At 73.9% G+C, this 18766-nt stretch carries 19 protein-coding genes; 14 read left to right on the top strand and 5 right to left on the bottom strand.

Annotation, left to right across the window (positions count from 1 at the left end):
- The 4 genes from G5C62_RS17390 to G5C62_RS17375 all read left to right on the top strand — a co-directional run.
- Positions 1-730 (top strand): RluA family pseudouridine synthase (locus G5C62_RS17390; protein WP_164702010.1); only part of this gene is annotated, 730 nt, incomplete at its 5' end.
- A 12-nt stretch (positions 731-742) separates the two neighbouring features.
- Positions 743-1540, top strand: coding sequence for a CPBP family intramembrane glutamic endopeptidase (locus G5C62_RS17385; RefSeq protein WP_036340745.1), 798 nt, complete (start codon positions 743-745; stop codon positions 1538-1540).
- Between the two features lie 229 nt (positions 1541-1769).
- Positions 1770-5327 (top strand): DNA polymerase III subunit alpha, encoded by a 3558-nt coding sequence (gene dnaE, locus G5C62_RS17380; RefSeq protein ID WP_241175960.1) that lies wholly within the window; start codon positions 1770-1772, stop codon positions 5325-5327.
- A 106-nt stretch (positions 5328-5433) separates the two neighbouring features.
- A complete protein-coding gene (locus G5C62_RS17375) occupies positions 5434-6156 on the top strand; it encodes a DUF2567 domain-containing protein (RefSeq protein ID WP_164702009.1) in 723 nt (240 codons plus the stop codon).
- Between the two features lie 32 nt (positions 6157-6188).
- On the opposite strand, the gene G5C62_RS17370 is transcribed toward G5C62_RS17375, so the two are convergent.
- Positions 6189-7136: an LON peptidase substrate-binding domain-containing protein gene (locus G5C62_RS17370; protein ID WP_206330699.1), complete on the bottom strand. Its 948-nt coding sequence runs from the start codon at positions 7134-7136 to the stop codon at positions 6189-6191.
- 80 nt (positions 7137-7216) lie between these two features.
- Here G5C62_RS17370 and hisD point away from each other — a divergent pair, with 80 nt between their 5' ends.
- From hisD to hisH, 5 genes are read left to right on the top strand one after another with little or no spacing between them, the layout of a single operon-like run.
- Entirely contained in the window at positions 7217-8533 is a 1317-nt protein-coding gene (gene hisD, locus G5C62_RS17365; protein ID WP_164702008.1) for a histidinol dehydrogenase, read from the top strand.
- Positions 8530-9651, top strand: a complete 1122-nt coding sequence (locus tag G5C62_RS17360) for a histidinol-phosphate transaminase (protein ID WP_164702007.1) — start codon at positions 8530-8532, stop codon at positions 9649-9651. The genes hisD and G5C62_RS17360 overlap by 4 nt, the downstream gene beginning before the upstream one ends.
- A complete protein-coding gene (gene hisB / locus G5C62_RS17355) occupies positions 9648-10244 on the top strand; it encodes an imidazoleglycerol-phosphate dehydratase HisB (RefSeq protein WP_164702006.1) in 597 nt (198 codons plus the stop codon). The genes G5C62_RS17360 and hisB overlap by 4 nt, the downstream gene beginning before the upstream one ends.
- Positions 10245-10248: 4 nt before the next feature.
- Positions 10249-10425: a hypothetical protein gene (locus tag G5C62_RS17350; protein WP_164702005.1), complete on the top strand. Its 177-nt coding sequence runs from the start codon at positions 10249-10251 to the stop codon at positions 10423-10425.
- Positions 10426-10483: 58 nt separating this feature from the next.
- A complete protein-coding gene (gene hisH, locus G5C62_RS17345; RefSeq protein ID WP_241175959.1) occupies positions 10484-11131 on the top strand; it encodes an imidazole glycerol phosphate synthase subunit HisH in 648 nt (215 codons plus the stop codon).
- A gap of 78 nt (positions 11132-11209) precedes the next feature.
- Here the strand turns inward: hisH and G5C62_RS17340 are convergent, their stop codons facing one another.
- The 3 genes from G5C62_RS17340 to G5C62_RS17330 are packed head-to-tail and all read right to left on the bottom strand — an operon-like array spanning position 11210 to position 13172.
- Positions 11210-11977, bottom strand: a complete 768-nt coding sequence (locus tag G5C62_RS17340; protein WP_164702003.1) for an SDR family NAD(P)-dependent oxidoreductase — start codon at positions 11975-11977, stop codon at positions 11210-11212.
- Between the two features lie 16 nt (positions 11978-11993).
- Positions 11994-12593, bottom strand: a complete 600-nt coding sequence (locus G5C62_RS17335) for a nitroreductase family protein (RefSeq protein WP_164702002.1) — start codon at positions 12591-12593, stop codon at positions 11994-11996.
- A gap of 30 nt (positions 12594-12623) precedes the next feature.
- A complete protein-coding gene (locus G5C62_RS17330) occupies positions 12624-13172 on the bottom strand; it encodes a TIGR03086 family metal-binding protein (protein ID WP_164702001.1) in 549 nt (182 codons plus the stop codon).
- A gap of 39 nt (positions 13173-13211) precedes the next feature.
- Between G5C62_RS17330 and G5C62_RS17325 the strand changes: the two genes are divergently transcribed.
- Genes G5C62_RS17325 through hisF form a run of 4 tightly spaced genes read left to right on the top strand, consistent with a single transcriptional unit; the run spans position 13212 to position 16014 of the window.
- Entirely contained in the window at positions 13212-14096 is an 885-nt protein-coding gene (locus G5C62_RS17325) for an AraC family transcriptional regulator (protein WP_164702000.1), read from the top strand.
- A gap of 9 nt (positions 14097-14105) precedes the next feature.
- Positions 14106-14837 carry a bifunctional 1-(5-phosphoribosyl)-5-((5-phosphoribosylamino)methylideneamino)imidazole-4-carboxamide isomerase/phosphoribosylanthranilate isomerase PriA gene (gene priA / locus G5C62_RS17320; protein ID WP_036340769.1) on the top strand — a complete coding sequence of 244 codons (732 nt, stop codon included), beginning with the start codon at positions 14106-14108 and terminating at the stop codon, positions 14835-14837.
- Positions 14834-15223, top strand: coding sequence for a RidA family protein (locus G5C62_RS17315; RefSeq protein WP_164701999.1), 390 nt, complete (start codon positions 14834-14836; stop codon positions 15221-15223). Before priA ends, G5C62_RS17315 begins: the two co-directional genes overlap by 4 nt.
- Positions 15220-16014, top strand: a complete 795-nt coding sequence (hisF, locus tag G5C62_RS17310; RefSeq protein WP_164701998.1) for an imidazole glycerol phosphate synthase subunit HisF — start codon at positions 15220-15222, stop codon at positions 16012-16014. The genes G5C62_RS17315 and hisF overlap by 4 nt, the downstream gene beginning before the upstream one ends.
- 9 nt (positions 16015-16023) lie before the next feature.
- On the opposite strand, the gene G5C62_RS17305 is transcribed toward hisF, so the two are convergent.
- Positions 16024-16653: a TIGR03085 family metal-binding protein gene (locus G5C62_RS17305; RefSeq protein ID WP_164701997.1), complete on the bottom strand. Its 630-nt coding sequence runs from the start codon at positions 16651-16653 to the stop codon at positions 16024-16026.
- A gap of 167 nt (positions 16654-16820) precedes the next feature.
- On the opposite strand from G5C62_RS17305, the gene G5C62_RS17300 reads away from it, so the two are divergent.
- Positions 16821-18626 (top strand): ABC transporter ATP-binding protein, encoded by a 1806-nt coding sequence (locus tag G5C62_RS17300; RefSeq protein ID WP_164701996.1) that lies wholly within the window; start codon positions 16821-16823, stop codon positions 18624-18626.
- Positions 18627-18766 lie beyond the last annotated feature (140 nt).

The following is an 18766-nucleotide window of genomic DNA, read 5'->3' as shown; positions in this document are numbered from 1 at the left end:
GCCGCCGCCGGGTGAGCCGGCCGCGCCGGCGCCGGTCTCGGGGCTCCGGGTCGTCCACGACGACGACGACGTGGTGGTCATCGACAAGCCGGTCGGGGTGGCCGCGCACGGCAGCCCCGGCTGGACCGGGCCCACGGTCACCGGCGGACTGGCCGCGGCGGGCTACCGGATCTCCACCAGCGGTGCGGCCGAGCGGCAGGGCATCGTGCACCGTCTGGACGCCGCGACCACCGGCCTCATGGTCGTGGCCAAGAGCGAGCGGGCGTACACCCTGCTCAAGGCGGCGTTCAAGGAACGGACCGTCGACAAGGGCTACCAGGCCCTGGTGCAGGGGCACCCCGATCCGTCGAAGGGCACGATCGACGCTCCGATCGACCGGCACCCCAAGCACGACTGGCGGTTCGCGGTGGTGACCGGCGGCCGCCCGTCGGTCACCCACTACGAGGTGGCGGAGGCGTTCCCGGCGGCCAGCCTCGTCGACGTCCACCTGGAGACCGGGCGCACCCACCAGATCCGCGTCCACTTCTCCGCCCTGCGCCACCCGTGCGTCGGCGACATGACCTACGGCGCCGACCCGACCCTTGCCGCCCGGCTCGGCATGGAGCGGCAGTGGCTGCACGCGGTGCGGCTCGGGTTCGCCCACCCGGCCGACGGGCGCTGGGTCGAGTTCAGCAGCGACCACCCGGCCGACCTGGCCGGCGCCCTGGCGATCCTGCGCGCCGAGAACTGAGGCGTCCGACCGGTGTCCGGAGCCCCCGACCTCCCTGCTGCGCTCGCCGACTTCGGCGCCGCGCAGCTGGCGGCGGTGATCATCGCCGTCTACCTGGTCGTGGGGGAGCCGTTCGTCGGGTACGTGCTGCACCGGCGGTTCGAGGGCCGGCTGCGCACCGACCCGGCCGCGCGCCGCTCCTTCTACCGCCGGCTGCTGGTGCTCGAGTGGGGCCTGGCGCTGGTCGCCCTCGTGGTCTGGCTCGCCGCTCCGGAGGTGAGCGCGGCCGAGGTGGGCCTGCGCTGGCCGACGGGCTGGCCCGGGGTGGGCACCTGGCTGGCCGTCGTCGTGCTCGGGCTGCTCGTCCTGCTGACCACCCGGGCGCTGCGAGGCGGCGCCGTGGCCGGGCCGCCGCCGGAGACGCTGCGCCGCACCCGCCCCGGCGAGGCCCGGCACGCCGAGCCCCCGGGGCACTCGACGCTCGCCCTGCTTCCCCGCAGCCGCTCCGAGCGCCGGCTGTTCGCCCTGGTCGGCGTCACCGCGGGGGTGTGCGAGGAGTGGCTCTACCGCGGCTTCTTCCTCGCCGTGGTGGCCGCGCTGGCCCCGGGGCTGCCGGCGTTGGTGCTGGTCCTGGTGGCCGCGCTCGCGTTCGGCGTGGCGCACGCGTACCAGGGGCTGGCCGGGGTTGTGACCACCGGCGTCCTCGGGGGCGTGCTGGCCGGGGTCTACCTGGACACCGGGTCGCTGCTGCTGCCGGTGCTGCTGCACGCCGCGATCGACCTGCGGTTCCTCTTCGTGCCCTCCTCCGCGCTGCCGGCCGCCGCCCGCTGAGACCCCGGAGCGGGCGTGACGGAGTGGTCCGGATCGCCGAGACACGTTCTGTCGGACCCTCGGCGTAGACCTCCGGAGGTGCGAGGATCGACAGCACCGGTCCCCGTTCGACAGCACCACCGAGCGACACCGCTGAACGGCCTTCCCCGCCGGTCATGAGAACGACCACGTCGGTCCTGGCTGCCCTGCCTGGCCGGGCCGACGCGACCCGTGAGGAGCACCCCGCACCGTGAGCAGCACCCCGTCCTCAGAGAACTTCGTGCACCTGCACGTGCACACCGAGTACTCGATGCTCGACGGGGCCGCCAAGCTCGGTGAGGTCACCAAGGCCGCGGCCGACGAGGGCATGCCGGCGCTGGCGATGACCGACCACGGCAACGTCTTCGGCGCCTACGACTTCTACAAGACCGCCAAGGCCGCCGGCGTGAAGCCGATCATCGGCATGGAGGGCTACTACACGCCCGGTTCGCGCTTCGACCGCGCCCCGTTCGACTTCGGCGACAAGCTGATCGACGAGGAGGGCGACGGCGGGTCCAACCGCGGCAAGGCCGCCTACACGCACATGACCCTGCTGGCCAGGACCACCGAGGGCATGCACAACCTGTTCCGGCTCTCCTCGCTGGCCAGCCTGGAGGGGCAGTACCGCAAGCCCCGCTTCGACCGCGACCTGCTGGAGAAGTACGGCAAGGGGCTGATCGCCACCACCGGGTGCCCCTCCGGCGAGGTCAACATGTGGCTGCGCGCGGGCAAGGTCGACCGGGCCCGGCAGGCGGCGGCGGACTTCCAGGACATCTTCGGGCGGGAGAACTTCTACGCCGAGATCATGGACCACGGGCTGTCGATCGAGAAGAAGACCAAGCCCGCCCTGCTCGAGATCGCCAAGGAGCTCGGCATCCCGCTGCTGGGCACCAACGACCTGCACTACACCCACCGCGAGGACGCCGACGCCCACGACGCCCTGCTGTGCATCCAGACCGGCTCGCGGCTCAACGAGCCCAACCGCTTCAAGTTCAACGGCGACGGCTACTACCTGAAGTCGGCCGCGGAGATGCGCGCGCTGTTCTCCGAGCACCCCGAGGCCTGCGACAACACCCTGCTGATCGCCGAGCAGTGCGAGGTGACCTTCACCGAGGGCGCCGACCTGATGCCCCGGTTCCCGCTCCCCGAGGGCGAGGACGAGACCTCCTGGTTCATCAAGGAGGTCGAGGCCGGGCTGCACAAGCGCTACCCCGCCGGCATCCCCGACCACGTGCGCAAGCAGGCCGACTACGAGGTCGGGATCATCACCCAGATGGGCTTCCCGGGGTACTTCCTCGTGGTCGCCGACTTCATCAACTGGGCCAAGGACAACGGCATCCGGGTCGGCCCGGGCCGCGGCTCGGCCGCCGGCTCGATGGCCGCCTTCGCCATGGGCATCACCGACCTCGACCCGTTGCAGCACGGGCTGATCTTCGAGCGGTTCCTCAACCCCGAGCGCGTCTCCATGCCCGACGTCGACATCGACTTCGACGACCGCCGCCGCGGTGAGGTGATCCGCTACGTCTCGGAGAAGTACGGCGAGGAGCGGGTCAGCCAGATCGTCACCTACGGCACGATCAAGGCCAAGGCCGCGATCAAGGACGCCGCCCGGGTGCTGGACCGGCCCTACTCGGTGGGCGACGAGCTGACCAAGCTGATGCCCCCCGGCGTCATGGGCAAGGACATCCCGCTGTCGGGGATCTTCGACCCCAAGCACGAGCGCTACAAGGAGGCCGGGGAGTTCCGGGCCCGCTACGAGTCCGACCCGGGCGCAGCCGAGGTCATCGACCAGGCCCGCAAGCTCGAGGGGCTGAAGCGGCAGTGGGGCGTGCACGCCGCCGGCGTCATCATCGGCCGGTACCCGCTGATCGACAGCGTGCCGATCATGCGCCGCGAGGCCGACGGCGCGGTGATCACGCAGTTCGACTACCCGACCTGCGAGACCCTCGGCCTGCTCAAGATGGACTTCCTGGGCCTGCGGAACCTGACCGTGATCGACGACGCGCTGCGCAACATCGTCATCAACGGCAAGGACCCGGTCGACCTCGACGAGATCAGCAAGGACCTCACCGACAAGAAGACCTACGAGCTGCTCGGTCGCGGCGACACCCTCGGGGTCTTCCAGTTCGACGGCGGCCCGATGCGGTCGCTGCTGCGGCTGATGCGCCCGGACAACTTCGAGGACATCTCCGCCGTCGGCGCGCTCTACCGGCCCGGCCCGATGGGCGCGAACTCGCACACCAACTACGCGCTGCGCAAGAACGGCCAGCAGGAGATCACCCCCATCCACCCGGAGCTGGCCGAGCCGCTCGAGGAGATCCTGGGTCAGACCTACGGCCTGATCGTGTACCAGGAGCAAGTCATGGCGATCGCGCAGAAGGTCGCCGGGTACTCCCTCGGCAAGGCCGACCTGCTGCGCCGCGCGATGGGCAAGAAGAAGAAGTCGGTCCTGGACGCCGAGTACGTCGGCTTCGAGGCCGGCATGAAGGCCAACGGCTACTCCGCCGCCGCGGTCAAGACGCTCTGGGACATCCTGGTCCCGTTCGCCGACTACGCCTTCAACAAGGCGCACTCGGCGGCCTACGGCCTGGTCTCCTACTGGACCGCCTACCTCAAGGCCAACTACCCGGCCGAGTACATGGCCGGGCTGCTCACCAGCGTCGGCGACGACAAGGACCGCCGGCCGGTGTACCTGGCAGAGTGCCGCCGGATGGGCATCAAGGTCCTCCCGCCGGACGTCAACGAGTCCTCCTGGGACTTCACCGCCGTCGGCAACGACATCCGCTTCGGCATGGCCTCGGTGCGCAACGTCGGGACGAACGTCGTCGACTCGATCGTGCGGGCGCGCGAGGAGAAGGGGGCGTTCAAGGACTTCGCCGACTTCATGCGCAAGATCGACACGGTGGCCTGCAACAAGAAGGTCATCGAGTCCCTGGCCAAGGCCGGCGCCTTCGACTCCATGGGCCACTCCCGGCAGGGCATCGCCGCGATCCACGCCAACGCCGTCGACCAGGCGATGGGCCTCAAGCGCAAGGAGGCCGAGGGCCAGTTCGACCTGTTCGGCAGCTTCGGCGAGACCGCCGAGGACCCGTTCGGCTCGTCGCTGGACATCGCGATCCCCACTGCCGACTGGTCGAAGGCGGAGAAGCTCGTGTTCGAGCGGGACATGCTCGGCCTCTACGTCTCCGACCACCCGCTGCACGGGGTCGAGCACGTGCTCACCTCGCACGCCGACACCGCCCTGGCCGAGATCATCTCCGGCGGGGTCGAGGACGGCGCGAACGTCACGATCGCCGGCATCCTCACCGCCGTCGGGCCGCGCACCAACAAGCAGGGTGCGCCGTGGGCCATCGCCACCATCGAGGACCTGGAGGCCGGGCTGGAGGTGCTGTTCTTCCCGAAGACCTGGGCGCAGGTCCAGGACAAGGTGGTCCGCGACCAGATCGTGGTGGTCAAGGGCCGGATCAGCCGTCGGGACGACACCCCCTCGCTGTTCGCCTCCGAGGTGTACGTCCCCGAGGTCACCGACGGTCCCCGGGGGCCGGTGCTGGTCTCGATGCCGGCGGCCCGCTGCACCCCGCCGGTGGTGGAGCGGCTCCGTGAGGTGCTGGGCAGCCACCCGGGCACCACCGAGGTACAGCTCAAGCTGCTCAACGGCGGCCGCGAGACGGTCCTGCGGCTGGACCAGGGGCTACGGGTCCAGCCCAGCACCGCGCTGATGGGCGACATCAAGGCACTGCTGGGTCCCACCAGCGTCGCCCTCCTGTGAAGGGGCACCCCGTCCTCCTCGGGACGGGGCCGGCGGTGGGCCCGCGCAGGGGTGCGCTGGGTCGGGCCGCGGGAGCGCGCACAGCCGGGCCAGCGACACTGGACCGGTGACCGATCCCCGCACCGCCGGGCCGGTACCGGGTGCGCCGGCCGGTCCCGGCGCCCCGCCGGCGTCCCGGCAGGCGCCACCCCCACCGGGCTGGGCGCCCCGGCAGCCGGCGAGCCGGGCCGGGTGGGGGCCCGGTCTGCGCGGCAGTCGCGCCGACCTGCGGGCCGGGCTGATCACCGTCCTGGCGTTGACGGTCGCCGGCCTGGGGGCCGGTGCCCTGTGGGCCTGGCTCGCCCCGCGGGTCGACTACCGGGTCACCGAGGGCCAGCTCGTGCCGGTGGTCGGGGTGCCGAGCGCCGAGGTGTTCATGGCCGACGATGGCGTGTACGTCCTCGTGCTGGCCGGGCTGGGGCTCGCGGCCGGCGTCCTGGTGTGGCTGGTGCGCAGCCACCGCGGGGTGCCCGCGCTGGTCGGCCTGGCCACCGGGATGGTCGGTGCCGGTGTCGTCGCCTGGCAGCTGGGGGAGTGGCTGGGGGCCGGGCCCACCGAGGCGGAGCTGACCGAGGTCGGGGCGACGGTCACCACCGGCGTCGACCTGGGCGCGACCGCGGCGCTGGCCGTCGGCCCCTTCGTCGCCGTCCTCACCTACCTGGTGGCCACCGCGCTCACGCCGGACGACGACCTCGGCCGCCCCGACGACGGTGCCCCGCGACCGGAGCACCAACTGCCGCTCCGCCCGCCGCTCCCGCCGGTGCCACCGGCAGCTCCCCGCCGCCTCTGAGGCCCCTTGGCGGGGGGCGAGGGGATCCTTCTTCAGTTGGGGGTCAGTGGGGTGGCGAACTGGCGCAGCGGCACCGGGACCGCCCCGAGGGTCCGCAGCAGGGTGAGCTCCCGGCGCAGCATCCGGGACTCCATGGCCAGGCGGCGGCGCGTCGCGGACTCGGCCAGCAGCGTCTGCCGGTCCTCGGTGGTCAGCAGGGCCACCGAGGCCACCAGGTAGGACAGCCCCCGCGCGTCGTCGCTGACCTCGCGCAGCAGGGCCGCGGTGTCGGCGATCCCGGCCGGGGCGGCGTCGTCCTCGGGCACCAGGTCGTCGGAGGTCACTGCGTCCAGCACCTCGTCCGGGAGCCCGTCGCCGCCGCCCTGGCGGATGGCGACGTCGGCGACGTACCGGGCGAACAGGTCGCGGACGTTCCCGGCCAACAGCTCCAGCGAGCCGCGGGCCACCTCGGTCACGACGTCGTCGGGCTCCAGCCCGGGGGCGGTGTCCACGCCGATCAGCCCCTCGGCGTCCCCAGCGGCCTCCTCGGCCGCCTCCTCCTCGTCGAGCCACTCGACGACCGCGCGCAGGTACGTCGGCGGAGCGCCGGCGCCGGCGTCGGTCTCCCCGCCCCCGGCGGGCACCGCGTGCTCGTCCAGGTCGGCGGGCGCCAGGACCTCGAGCAGCCGGAAGCGCTCATCGCCGACGGCCACCACCTGGTACCCACCGTCGGACTGGGGTGCGACGACGCGCAGCGCCGCGGTGCAGCCCACGTCGAACAGGGCCTCGGCAGGCGCGATGCGGTCCACCTCCCAGCCCTGGCGGATCGCCACGACCCCGAACCGGCGCGGTGTCCCCTCCGGGAGCGCGGAGAGGTCGGCGACGAGCTGGCGGTACCGGGGCTCGAATATCTGCAGCGGCAGGACCACGCCGGGGAAGAGCGGGGTCTCCAGGGGGAACAGCGGGATGACCTCCCGGCCTGCGGTCCCGTCCTCGCCCACGCCGGGAGCCTACGGGCAGCGGGGCCGGTGCACCCGCCGTCTACCGTGGGGTGTTCTCCCGTCGTACCCGGAGGTGCTCCGTGCTGTCCCGCATCGACCTGCGTGGTCCTGCTCTGCCCGGGCCGCGTGAGCTCGCCCAGCTGCTGCCGCGCGCCGGCGTCGACATCGACTCCGTGCTGGACGTCGTCCGGCCCATCTGCGACGACGTGCGGCTGCGCGGCGCCGAGGCGGTCCGCGAGATCACCGCGCGGCTGGACGGCGTCGACGTCCCGGACATGGCCGTGCCGCAGGCCGCGCTGGACGAGGCGCTGGCCACCGTCGACCCCGCGGTGCGCGCCGCCCTGGAGGAGTCGATCCGCCGGGTGCGGATCGTGCACGCCGACCAGCGCCGGACCGACGTCACCACCGACGTGGTGCGCGGGGGCACCGTCACCGAACGCTGGGTGCCGGTGCGCCGGGTCGGGCTGTACGTGCCCGGCGGGCTGGCCCCGCTGCTGAGCTCGGTGGTCATGAACGTCGTCCCGGCGCAGCTGGCCGGCGTCACCTCGATCGCGGTGGCCAGCCCGCCGCAGCGGGACAACGGCGGCCTGCCCGACCCCGGGGTGCTCGCGGCGTGCGCGCTGCTGGGCGTCACCGAGGTGTACGCGGTCGGCGGGGCCCAGGCGATCGCCGTCTTCGGCTACGGCGCCGGCTCCTGCGCGCCGGTCGACCTGGTCACCGGGCCGGGCAACGTCTACACGACCGCGGCGAAGCGGCTGCTGCGTGGCCTCATCGGCATCGACTCCGAGGCCGGCCCGACCGAGGTCGCCGTCCTGGCCGACGACACCGCCGACCCGGTGCACGTCGCCGCCGACCTGATCAGCCAGGCCGAGCACGACCCGCTGGCCGGTGCGGTGCTGGTCACCACCAGCGAGGAGCTCGCCGACGCCGTCGGTGAGCTGCTGCCCGCACAGGTGGCGGCCACCAAGCACAGCGACCGGATCACCACCGCGCTCGGGGGCACCCAGTCGGGCATCGTGCTGGTCGACGACCTGGACGCCGGGCTGGCCGTGGTCGACGCCTACGCCGCCGAGCACCTGGAGATCCAGACCCGCGATGCCCGCGAGGTGGCGATGCGGGTGCGCAACGCCGGCGCCGTCTTCGTCGGCCCGTGGGCGCCGGTCTCCCTGGGCGACTACGCCGCCGGCTCCAACCACGTGCTCCCCACCGGCGGCTGCGCCCGGCACTCCAGCGGGCTCAGCGTCCAGACGTTCCTCCGTGGGATCCACGTGGTCGAGTACGACGAGCAGGCCCTCGCCGAGGTCGCCGGGCACATCGACGCCCTGGCAGGAGCCGAGGACCTGCCGGCACACGCCGCCGCGGTGCGGGCCCGGCAGCAGTCGCCGTCCCGGTCGTGACGGCGAGGGAGGCCCTCCCGCTGCGGCCGGAGCTGCGTGGCCGGTCGCCGTACGGCGCGCCGCAGCCACCGGCCGAGCACCGGCTGAACACCAACGAGAACCCGCACCCGCTGCCCCCGGCGCTGCTGGCGGACCTCCAGGTGGCCCTGGCCGAGGCGGCCACCGGCCTCAACCGCTACCCCGACCGGGACGCCACGGCGTTGCGGGCCGACCTGGCCGCCTACCTCACCCGCACCAGCGGCGAGCGGGTCGACCCGGCGCAGGTGTGGGCGGCCAACGGCTCCAACGAGGTGCTGCAGCAGGTGCTGCAGACCTTCGGCGGTGCGGGCCGGACGGCGCTGGGCTTCACCCCGTCCTACTCGATGCACCCGATCCTCAGCGCGGGCACCGGCACCGCCTGGGTCGACGGTCACCGCCGCGCCGACTTCACCATCGACCCGGCGGCCGCTGCCGCCCAGGTGCGCGAGGTGCGGCCGGACGTCGTCTTCGTGACCAGCCCGAACAACCCGACCGGCACCGCGGTGGAGCTGGACACCATCGCCGCGCTGTACGAGGTCACCGACGGCGTCCTGGTCGTGGACGAGGCCTACACCGAGTTCGCCCGCACCGGCACGGTCTCGGCGCTCTCGCTGCTGCCCGGGCGCCCACGGCTGATCGTCAGCCGCACGATGAGCAAGGCGTTCGGCATGGCGGGGCTGCGGCTGGGCTACCTGGCCGCCGACCCCACCGTGGTCGACGCGCTGCAGCTCGTCCGGCTGCCGTACCACCTCAGCTCGCTGACCCAGGCCGCGGCGCGGGCCGCGCTGGCGCACACCGAGCAGCTGCTGGCCACGGTCGCCCTGGTCAAGGCCGAGCGCGACCGGATCGTCGCCGCGCTGCCCGGCATGGGGCTGACCAGCGTGCCCAGCGACGCCAACTTCGTGCTGTTCGGGCACTTCACCGACTCCGCCGCGGCCTGGCAGGCGCTGCTGGACCGCGGCGTGCTCGTGCGCGACGTCGGGCTGCCCGGCTGGCTCCGGGTCACCGCCGGCACGACCGAGGAGACCGACGCGTTCCTCACCGCGCTGGGTGAGGTCGCACCGGCGCACCGCAGCTCTCTGGGAGGATCGCCGGCATGAACCGCACCGCACGGGTCGAGCGCACGACCAAGGAGACCAAGCTCGTGGTCGAGGTCGACCTCGACGGCACGGGGGCGGCCGACGTCGCCACCGGGGTCGGCTTCTACGACCACATGCTCACCGCGCTGGCCAAGCACAGCGGCATCGACCTGACCGTGCACGCCGACGGCGACCTGCACATCGACGCCCACCACACGGTCGAGGACGTCGCCATCGCACTCGGCCAGGCGTTCGCCGAGGCGCTCGGGGACAAGCGCGGCATCACCCGCTACGGCGACGCCACCATCCCGATGGACGAGGTGCTGGTGCAGGCCGCCGTCGACCTCTCCGGCCGGCCGTACTTCGTGCACGCCGAACCCGAGAACATGACGCCGATGATCGGGCCGGACTACCCGACCAGCCTGACCAAGCACGTGCTGGAGTCCTTTGCGTTCAACGCGCGGATCAGCCTGCACGTGCGGGTGCTGTACGCCGGCCGGGACGCCCACCACATCGTCGAGGGCCAGTTCAAGGCCCTGGCCCGTGCGCTGCGCACCGCGGTCGCGCTCGACCCACGGGTCACCGACGTGCCCTCGACCAAGGGCGCTCTGTGAGCTCGTGAGCTTCGGCGTCGCGCTCATGGTCGTCGGCGGGTTCCTGCTCGGCGGCGCGTACAGCATCTTCCGGGCCGACTCCGACACCGACGGGCGCACCGGGGTGCAGGTGGCCTTCGCCGTCATCCTGCTGGTCGCCGCGCTGCTGGCGACGGCGGCCGGCGTCCTGCGCCTGGTCTAGCGGACGGCCGCCCCGCAGCCTGGGAATGCCGGCGGGCCGCAGAGGGCTGGTGGGTAGCGTGGCAGCTGTGAAGAAGGTCGTCGTCCTCGACTACGGGTCGGGCAACCTGCGCTCGGCAGAGCGCGCACTGACCCGGGTGGGCGCCGACGTGACCGTGTCCGCCGACCCGGAGGTCGCGCTGGAGGCCGACGGTCTCGTCGTCCCCGGGGTGGGCGCCTACGCCGCCTGCATGGACGGGCTGCGGGCCGTCGACGGGCCCAAGGTCATCGGCCGGCGGCTGGCCGGTGGGCGTCCGGTGCTCGGCATCTGCGTGGGCATGCAGATCCTGTTCGAGCGGGGCGTCGAGCACGGCCAGGACACCGAGGGCTGCGGTGAGTGGCCCGGCGTCGTCGAGCAGCTGCACGCGCCGGTGCTCCCGCACATGGGCTGGAACACCGTCTCCTCGCCGGAGGGCTCGAAGCTCTTCGCCGGCCTGGAGGGGCAGCGCTTCTACTTCGTGCACTCCTACGGGGTGCGGGAGTTCCCGCTCGCCGAGCCCGGCGTCACCGGCCGGCTGACCCCGCCGGCGGTCACCTGGGCCGAGCACGGCGACCGGTTCGTCGCCGGGGTGGAGAACGGGCCGCTGTCGGCAACCCAGTTCCACCCGGAGAAGAGCGGCGACGCCGGCGCGCAGCTGCTCACCAACTGGCTCGACACGCTCGACTGACGAAGGACCCCTCCTCCCGGCCCCGCTGCAGGGGCCCGCCGCGAGCTCGCGAGTGGTGGGGGGCAGCGGGGTCCTTCATCAGCTGCGCAGGTAGCTGGCGCCGTTGACGTCGATGATCGTGCCGGTGGAGAACCGGGCACCAGGGGAGGCCAGCCACAGCACCGCGGAGGCGACCTCGGCGGGGTCGGCGACCCGGCCGTAGGGCGACTGGGCCCGGACGGCGTCCCCACCGGGACCGTCGAGCACCTCGCGGGCCATCTCGGTCTGCACGAACCCGGGGGCCACGGTGCCCACGGAGATCCCGTGCGGGGCCAGCGCGAGCGCCATCGACTGACCGAAGGCGTTCAGCCCGGCCTTGGACGCGCCGTAGGCGGGGTTGTTCGGCTCCCCCCGGAACGCGCCCCGGCTGGAGACGTTGACCACCGCGCCGCCACCGGCGGCGATCAGGTGCGGCAGCGCGCGGAAGGTCGCGTTCGCCGGGCCGACCAGGTTGACCGCCAGGGTGTGCTGCCAGGCCGCCTGCCACTCGTCGTAGTTCGTCTGCAGCGGCGGGTGCGCGGTGAAGACGCCGGCGTTGTTGACCAGCACGTGCAGCCCGCCCAGCGCCTCGGCGGCCTCGTCGACCATTCGGCCGACGGCGATGGGGTCGGTGAGGTCGGCCTGCACCAGCGCGTGCCCGTCGCCGGGCAGCTCGGCGAGCACCTGCTCGGCCCGCTCCCGGGAGCCGCCCCAGTGCACCGCCACCCGGTCGCCCTGGGCGGCGAACGCGAGTGCGATCGCGCGGCCGATGCCGCGGGAGGCGCCGGTCACCAGGACGGCGCGCGAGGTCGGGGTCTGCGGGTCCACGGGGGGAGTCAACCAGTCACCAGCTGCCGCGGTGGACGACCTCGTCCACCCCCCGCCGACCGCGCTCGAGCGACGGCGACCGCTTGTCCTCGGTGCCGGGGTAGCCGACCGAGACGGCGCCGATCGGTGCGTACGCGGCCGGCACCCCGAAGGCCTCGCGGAAGGCGGCGATGCGCTCCGGCGGGACACCGAAGAAGCACGCGCCCAGCCCCTCGTCGACCGCGGTGAGCAGCATCAGCAGCGACGCCATCCCGGTGTCGACGTCCCAGTAGGGCACCGGCCAGCGGGCCTCGTCACGGTCGGTCCAGCCCTTGTCGGACTCCGCGTAGCGCTCCAGGTAGGCGGCCTTGTGCGACAGCGGCACGACCAGCAGCGGGGCGCGGCGCATCCGGGTCAGCCAGCCGTCGGGCGCACCGGGGCCGGTGGTCGCCGTCCAGAAGCGGTCGCGCTCCTCCGGCGTCTCCAGCACCAGGAACGCCCAGCCCTGGCTGAACCCGGCCGACGGTGCCCGGATCGCGTGCTCCAGCAGCCGCTCGCGGACCTCGGCGGGCACCGGCCGGTCGGGGTCGTAGTCACGCACCATGCGGCGCCGGCGGACGACGTCCCTGAACTCCATGGGCCCCACCCTGCCGCAGCGGGCGCCGGGTCAGGCCACCCGGCCGAGCCGGGCCAGCAGGCGGGCCTCCCGGTCGGCGTCCGCGGGCACGTCCAGGGCCGGGCGGCAGATGCCCTCCATGTGGAGGGCGGCTCCGAAGCCGTCCGCGCCGGCCTCGACCCGGTCCAGCTCCTCGTCGCTGAGGTCGGCGTCGGCGCCCACGGCGCGGGCGACGTCCCAGCGGTGCACGACCATGTCCCACACGTAGAACTGCTCGAAGGTGGCGCCGACCGTGGTGCGCCCGAAGAAGCCGTCGAACTCCCGGGAGGCCACGGCCTCGTCGGAGACGGCCCCGGTGACCCGCTCCGCGTGCCCGCGCCAGGCGGCGGCCGGGTCGGCGGCCACGTCGGGCGCCTCGCCCAGGTCCACGCCGTGCGTGGTGAGGAACTCCCGCTGCGTCCGGATCACGTGCCCGACGACGTCGGCGGCGGTCCCGCCCTCGCACGGGGACGGGCGCGACCAGCCGGCCGGGGGCACGGTGTCGAGCAACGCGGTGAGGGGACGGTGGGCTGCCGCGTAGCTCGTGGCGGTGGAGGTCATGGCCCGGGAACCTAGGGGCGTGCGGCAGGCTCGGTCTTGATGAAAGCCGACAGCCGGCCCCCGGACGGCGGGACGACCCCCCGGGACGCCGTGGAGCGCGCCCACCTCAAGGAGCCGGACGACGTCTCGCACGTCATGTACCGGTACCCGGTGGACCCGGGGTTCGACGGGTTGCTGCAGCGGTTCTGGATCCCGGTCTGGTCGGTGCCCGCGGGGCGGGAGGCGCCGCAGCGGGTCCTGCAGTACCCGGTGTCGCTGGTCGTCGTGGCCGCCGACTACGCCCGCTTCTACGGCGTCGTGTCCGGGCTGTCCACGACGACGCTGACCGGCAGCGGGTGGGCGGTCGGGGTGATGTGCGCACCGGCCGCCGGCTCGCTCATCGCCGGCGGGCCGATGAGCGACCACACCGACCGGCACGTCGACGTGGCCGACGTCCTGGGTCCGGCGGGGGAGACGCTGACCGCCCGGGTCCGCGCCGCGATGGCCCCCGACCCGCATGCCCCGGCCGCGCACTCCGCCGCCATGGCGGCCTTCGGCGCCGCACTGCGACCGCTGCTGCCGGTCGACGCCGACGGCGAGCTGGTCAACCGGGTGGTGGCGTACGTGGAGGGCGACCGTGAGGTCATCCGCGTCGCCCAGGTCTGCGCGCAGTTCGGCCTCTCCGAGCGGGCCCTGCAGCGGCTGGTCCACCGCCGCCTCGGGCTGACCCCGAAGTGGCTGATCCAGCGACGCCGGCTGCAGGAGGCCGCGGAGCGGCTCCGCGCGGGCCCGGCCGACCTCGCCGGGGTGGCCGCGTCCCTCGGCTACGCCGACCAGGCGCACCTCACCCGCGACTTCGCCCGCGTCACCGGCGTCCCACCGGGGCAGTTCGCCGCCCGCTACGGGACCGGCGGCTCACGCGGCCCCGGGAGCGGCGTCTCCTAGGCTGTGCCCGTGCCGAAGCTCCAGCTGCTCCCTGCCGTCGATGTCGCCGACGGCCTCGCCGTCCGCCTGGTCCAGGGGGAGGCCGGCAGCGAGACCTCCTACGGCGACCCGCTCGAGGCGGCGCTGGCCTGGCAGCGCGACGGCGCCGAGTGGGTGCACCTGGTCGACCTGGACGCCGCCTTCGGGCGTGGCTCCAACCGCGAGCTGCTGGCCCGCGTGGTCGGTGAGCTGGACGTCGACGTGGAGCTCTCCGGTGGCATCCGGGACGACGAGTCGCTGACCGCCGCGCTGGCCACCGGCTGCCGCCGGGTCAACCTGGGCACCGCCGCGCTGGAGTCCCCGGAGTGGTGCGCGCGGGCGATCGCCGAGCACGGCGACCGGGTCGCCGTCGGTCTGGACGTGCGCGGCACCCGGCTGGCCGCCCGCGGCTGGACCAAGGAGGGCGGCGAGCTGTACGAGACCCTCGCCCGGCTGGACGCCGAGGGGTGCGCCCGCTACGTCGTCACCGACATCACCAAGGACGGCACGCTGCGCGGCCCGAACCTGGAGCTGCTGCGCGAGGTCTGCGCGGCCACGCCGCGTCCGGTGGTCGCCTCCGGCGGCGTCAGCTCGCTGGAGGACATCCGCGCGCTGGCCGCGCTGACCGAGGTCGGCGTCGAGGGCTCGATCGTCGGCAAGGCGCTCTACGCCGGCCAGTTCACCCTGCCCGAGGCGCTGGCGCTGACCGAAGAACTGGCATGAGCGCGCTCCGACTCGGCTCGGGGGCTCCCTGGGAGGCGGTCGTCGGCTACAGCCGGGTCGTCGTCGCCGGCGACACCGCATGGGTCAGCGGCACCACCGCGACCGTCGACGGGCAGGTGGTGCACCCCGGGGATGCCGGCGCGCAGACCCGAGTGGCGCTCACCACCATCGCCCGCTCGCTGGACGAGGCCGGGTTCGCGCTCGGCGACGTCGTCCGCACCCGGATGTACGTCACCGACATCAGCCGCTGGGAGGAGGTCGGGCGGGTGCACGGGGAGTTCTTCGGCGACGTCCGGCCGGCCACCGCGATGGTGCAGGTGGCGGCGCTGATCGACCCGGCGATGCTGGTCGAGGTCGAGGCGGACGCCGTACGGGGTGCGGCATGAGCCTGGCCGTGCGGGTGATCCCGTGCCTGGACGTCGACGCCGGCCGGGTGGTGAAGGGCGTCAACTTCGTCGACCTGGTCGACGCCGGTGACCCGGTGGAGATGGCCCGGGTCTACGACGCCGAGGGTGCCGACGAACTGACCTTCCTGGACATCACCGCCAGCTCCGGTGACCGGGAGACCACCTACGACGTCGTCCGGCGCACGGCGGAGAGCGTGTTCATCCCGCTCACCGTCGGCGGTGGGGTGCGCAGCGTCGCCGACGTCGACCGGCTGCTGCGCAACGGCGCGGACAAGATCGCGGTGAACACCGCGGCGGTCACCCGGCCGGAGCTGATCGCCGAGATCGCCGACCGGTTCGGCAACCAGGTGCTGGTGCTGTCGCTGGACGCGCGCCGGGTGCGGGACGGCGTGCAGACCGACTCGGGGTTCGAGGTCACCACCCACGGTGGCCGGCGCGGCACCGGCCGGGACGCCGTGGAGTGGGTGGTGCAGGCCGCGCAGCTGGGCGTCGGTGAGGTGCTGCTGAACTCGATGGACGCCGACGGCACCCGCGCCGGCTTCGACACCGACCTGATCTCCGCCGTCCGCCGCGAGGTGACCGTGCCGCTGATCGCCAGCGGGGGAGCGGGCGCGGTCGACCACTTCCCGCCGGCGGTGGCGGCCGGCGCCGATGCGGTCCTGGCCGCCAGCGTCTTCCACTTCGGGCAGCTGCGCGTCGGCGACGTCAAGCAGGGGCTCGCCGCCGTCGGGGTGCCGATCCGGCAGGAGGCCGACCGCCCGCTGTGGTGAGTGGGGGAGTCAGTCGACGGTGAGGTCCACGCAGGCGACCTCGCGGCGGCCGCTCACCCAGAGCAGCACCTCCAGCGGGGCACCGGTCACCGTGGTCGTCGGCTCACCGTCGTGCAGCCGGCGCTCGCTGCCCGGCGACCCGTCGGGCACGTCGCTGCGCCGCACCAGCAGGCCGGCCGTCGGCCGCTGCGACGCCTGGCCCCGGGCCAGGACCGGCACGCTCTTCCACAGCTGGTCCTGCACCTGCCGGGGCAGCTCCCGCGGTGCCCACCCCGGCTGCGCCCGCCGCACGTCCTCGTGGTGGATCACCATCTCGGCGGTGTTCATGAGCCGGTCCAACACCGGCCAGGAGGTGGGCACCCAGGCCGGCGGGCCCGACCGCACCTCGGCGACCAGCCGGCCGTAGTCCTGCCGCTCCCGGGCCCGCCCGTGGACCCGGCCCGTCCACCGCGCGAACGGCCCACCCAGCACGAACCCCGGCATGGCGTCGGGGCGGCGGTCGCGCACCACCAGGTGGGCGGCCATGTCCTGCGTCGCCCAGCCCTCGCAGCAGGTGGGCCGGTCGGGCCCCAACTGCTCCAGCAGGTCGGCCAGCGCGGCCCGCTCCGACTGCGACACGGGCACGGCGGAGGTCGGCACGAGCCGAGGTTATCGCCGTTCCGGCACCGACGGCCCGCCGACGAGACCGGCTCGTGACCGACACCGCGGACGCCGCCCTCTCTGGCCGCTCGGGCAATTCCGTTAGAGGGCCTAAGGAACCCGAGTAGGCTGACCCCACCGACCGCCCGACCCCCTGGAGGACCCCAGTGCCGCGCCGCAGAGACGCCGTCGTCCGGCGCGGGCTCCGCCACGTACGGCGCGCCGTGCGCGAGCAACCGGGCATCTTCGCGCTGGCCTTCCTGGGCAGCAGCCTCTACGGCGGGATGACGGTCGCCAGCGCCTACGTCATCGGTGGGATCACCACCCGGGTGCTGCTGCCGGCCTTCGACGAGGGCGCCACCACCACGGCTGCGCTGACGCTGGCCGCCCTGGCGATCCTCGTCGTCGCCGTCCTGAAGATCGTCGGCATCATCGGCCGGCGGCTGTTCGCCGGGATGATGGCCTACCGGCTGCAGGCCGACTACCGCCGCCGGGTCACCGGCCAGTACCTCCGGCTCCCGCTGTCCTGGCACCAGCGGCACCCCACCGGGCAGCTGCTGTCCAACGCCAACTCCGACGTCGAGTCGGCCTGGTTCTTCGTCCAGCCGTTGCCCTTCGCCTGCGGCGCGCTGGTCATGGTGGCCATCACCAGCGTCGCGCTGGTGCTCACCGACCCCCTGCTCGCGCTGGTCGGGCTGGTCGTCTTCCCCCTGGTGTTCGTGATGAACGCCGTCTACAGCCAGGTCATGTCGCCCCGGATGGCGCGCGCCCAGCAGCTGCGCGCCGAGGTCAGCGAGATCGCCCACGAGAGCTTCGACGCGGCACTGGTCGTCAAGACGCTGGGCCGGGAGACCACCGAGACCACCCGGTTCGAGGTCAAGGCCGACGAGCTGCGCGACGGGCTCATCTCCGTCGGCCGGGTCCGGGGTCTGTTCGACCCGCTGATGGAGGCGCTGCCGAACCTGGGCACGCTGGCGGTGTTGCTGATCGGGGCCCAACGGGTCGCGGCCGGCGCTGCCGACGCCGGCGACCTGGTCTCCATCGCCTACCTGTTCACCCTGCTGGCGTTGCCGATCCGGGCCATCGGCTGGGTGCTGGCCGACCTGCCCCGGGCGATGGCCGGGTTCGACCGGGTGACCCCCGTGCTCGAGGCCACCGGGGAGATCCCGCACGGGCCCGACGCGGCGCCCGCCGGCGACCAGGGCGCCGTGCTCGAGCTGCAGGACGTCTCCTTCCGCTACGGCGGTGCCGCCCGCCCGACCCTGGACGGCGTCACCTTCGACGTCGCCGCCGGGCGCACGCTCGCCGTCGTCGGCCCGACCGGCGCCGGCAAGTCGACCCTCGCGGGGCTGCTGGTGCGGCTGACCGACCCGGACTCCGGGGCGGTGCTGCTCGACGGGGTCGACCTGCGCACCCTCCGCGAGGGCCAGGTCAGCGACCAGGTGGCGTTCGTCGCGCAGACGACCTTCCTCTTCGACGACACCGTCCGCGACAACGTGACCCTGGGCGGGCCGTTCTCCGACGAGCAGGTCCACGAGGCGCTGCGCATCGCGGCTGCCGACGACTTCATCGGCCGGCTCCCCGACGGCCTGGACACCCGGGTCGGCGAGCGCGGCGCCAGCCTCTCCGGCGGCCAGCGGCAGCGGCTGGCGCTGGCCCGCGCCATCGTCCGCCGGCCCCGGCTGCTGGTCCTGGACGACGCGACCAGTGCGGTCGACCCGTCGGTGGAGGCCCGGATCCTGGACGCGCTGCGCGCCGCCGACCGGCCGGCCACCGTCGTCGTGGTCGCCTACCGGCAGGCCACCATCGCGCTGGCCGACGAGGTGCTCTGGCTGGAGGCCGGCCGGCTCGTCGCCCGCGGCACGCACACCGAGCTGCTCGCCCAGGTGCCCGGCTACGCCCGCCTGGTGCACGCCTACCAGCCGCCCGAGCCCGGCCCGGCCGAGCGGGAGACCGCGGGGGTGCCGGCGTGAGCGACCAGCCGGTGCTGGCCACCGACCACCGGTCGGAGAGCGCCACCGCGACCCTGCGTCGGGGCCTGCGGATGATGCCGGAGTTCCGCCAGGGCCTGCCCGCCACCTTCACCCTGGCCCTGATCGCCACCGCCGGCCGG

This window comes from Modestobacter sp. KNN46-3, from assembly GCF_011039295.1.
Note: the sequence above shows the minus strand (reverse complement) of the source record. Positions and strands in the feature narration are given on the sequence as shown.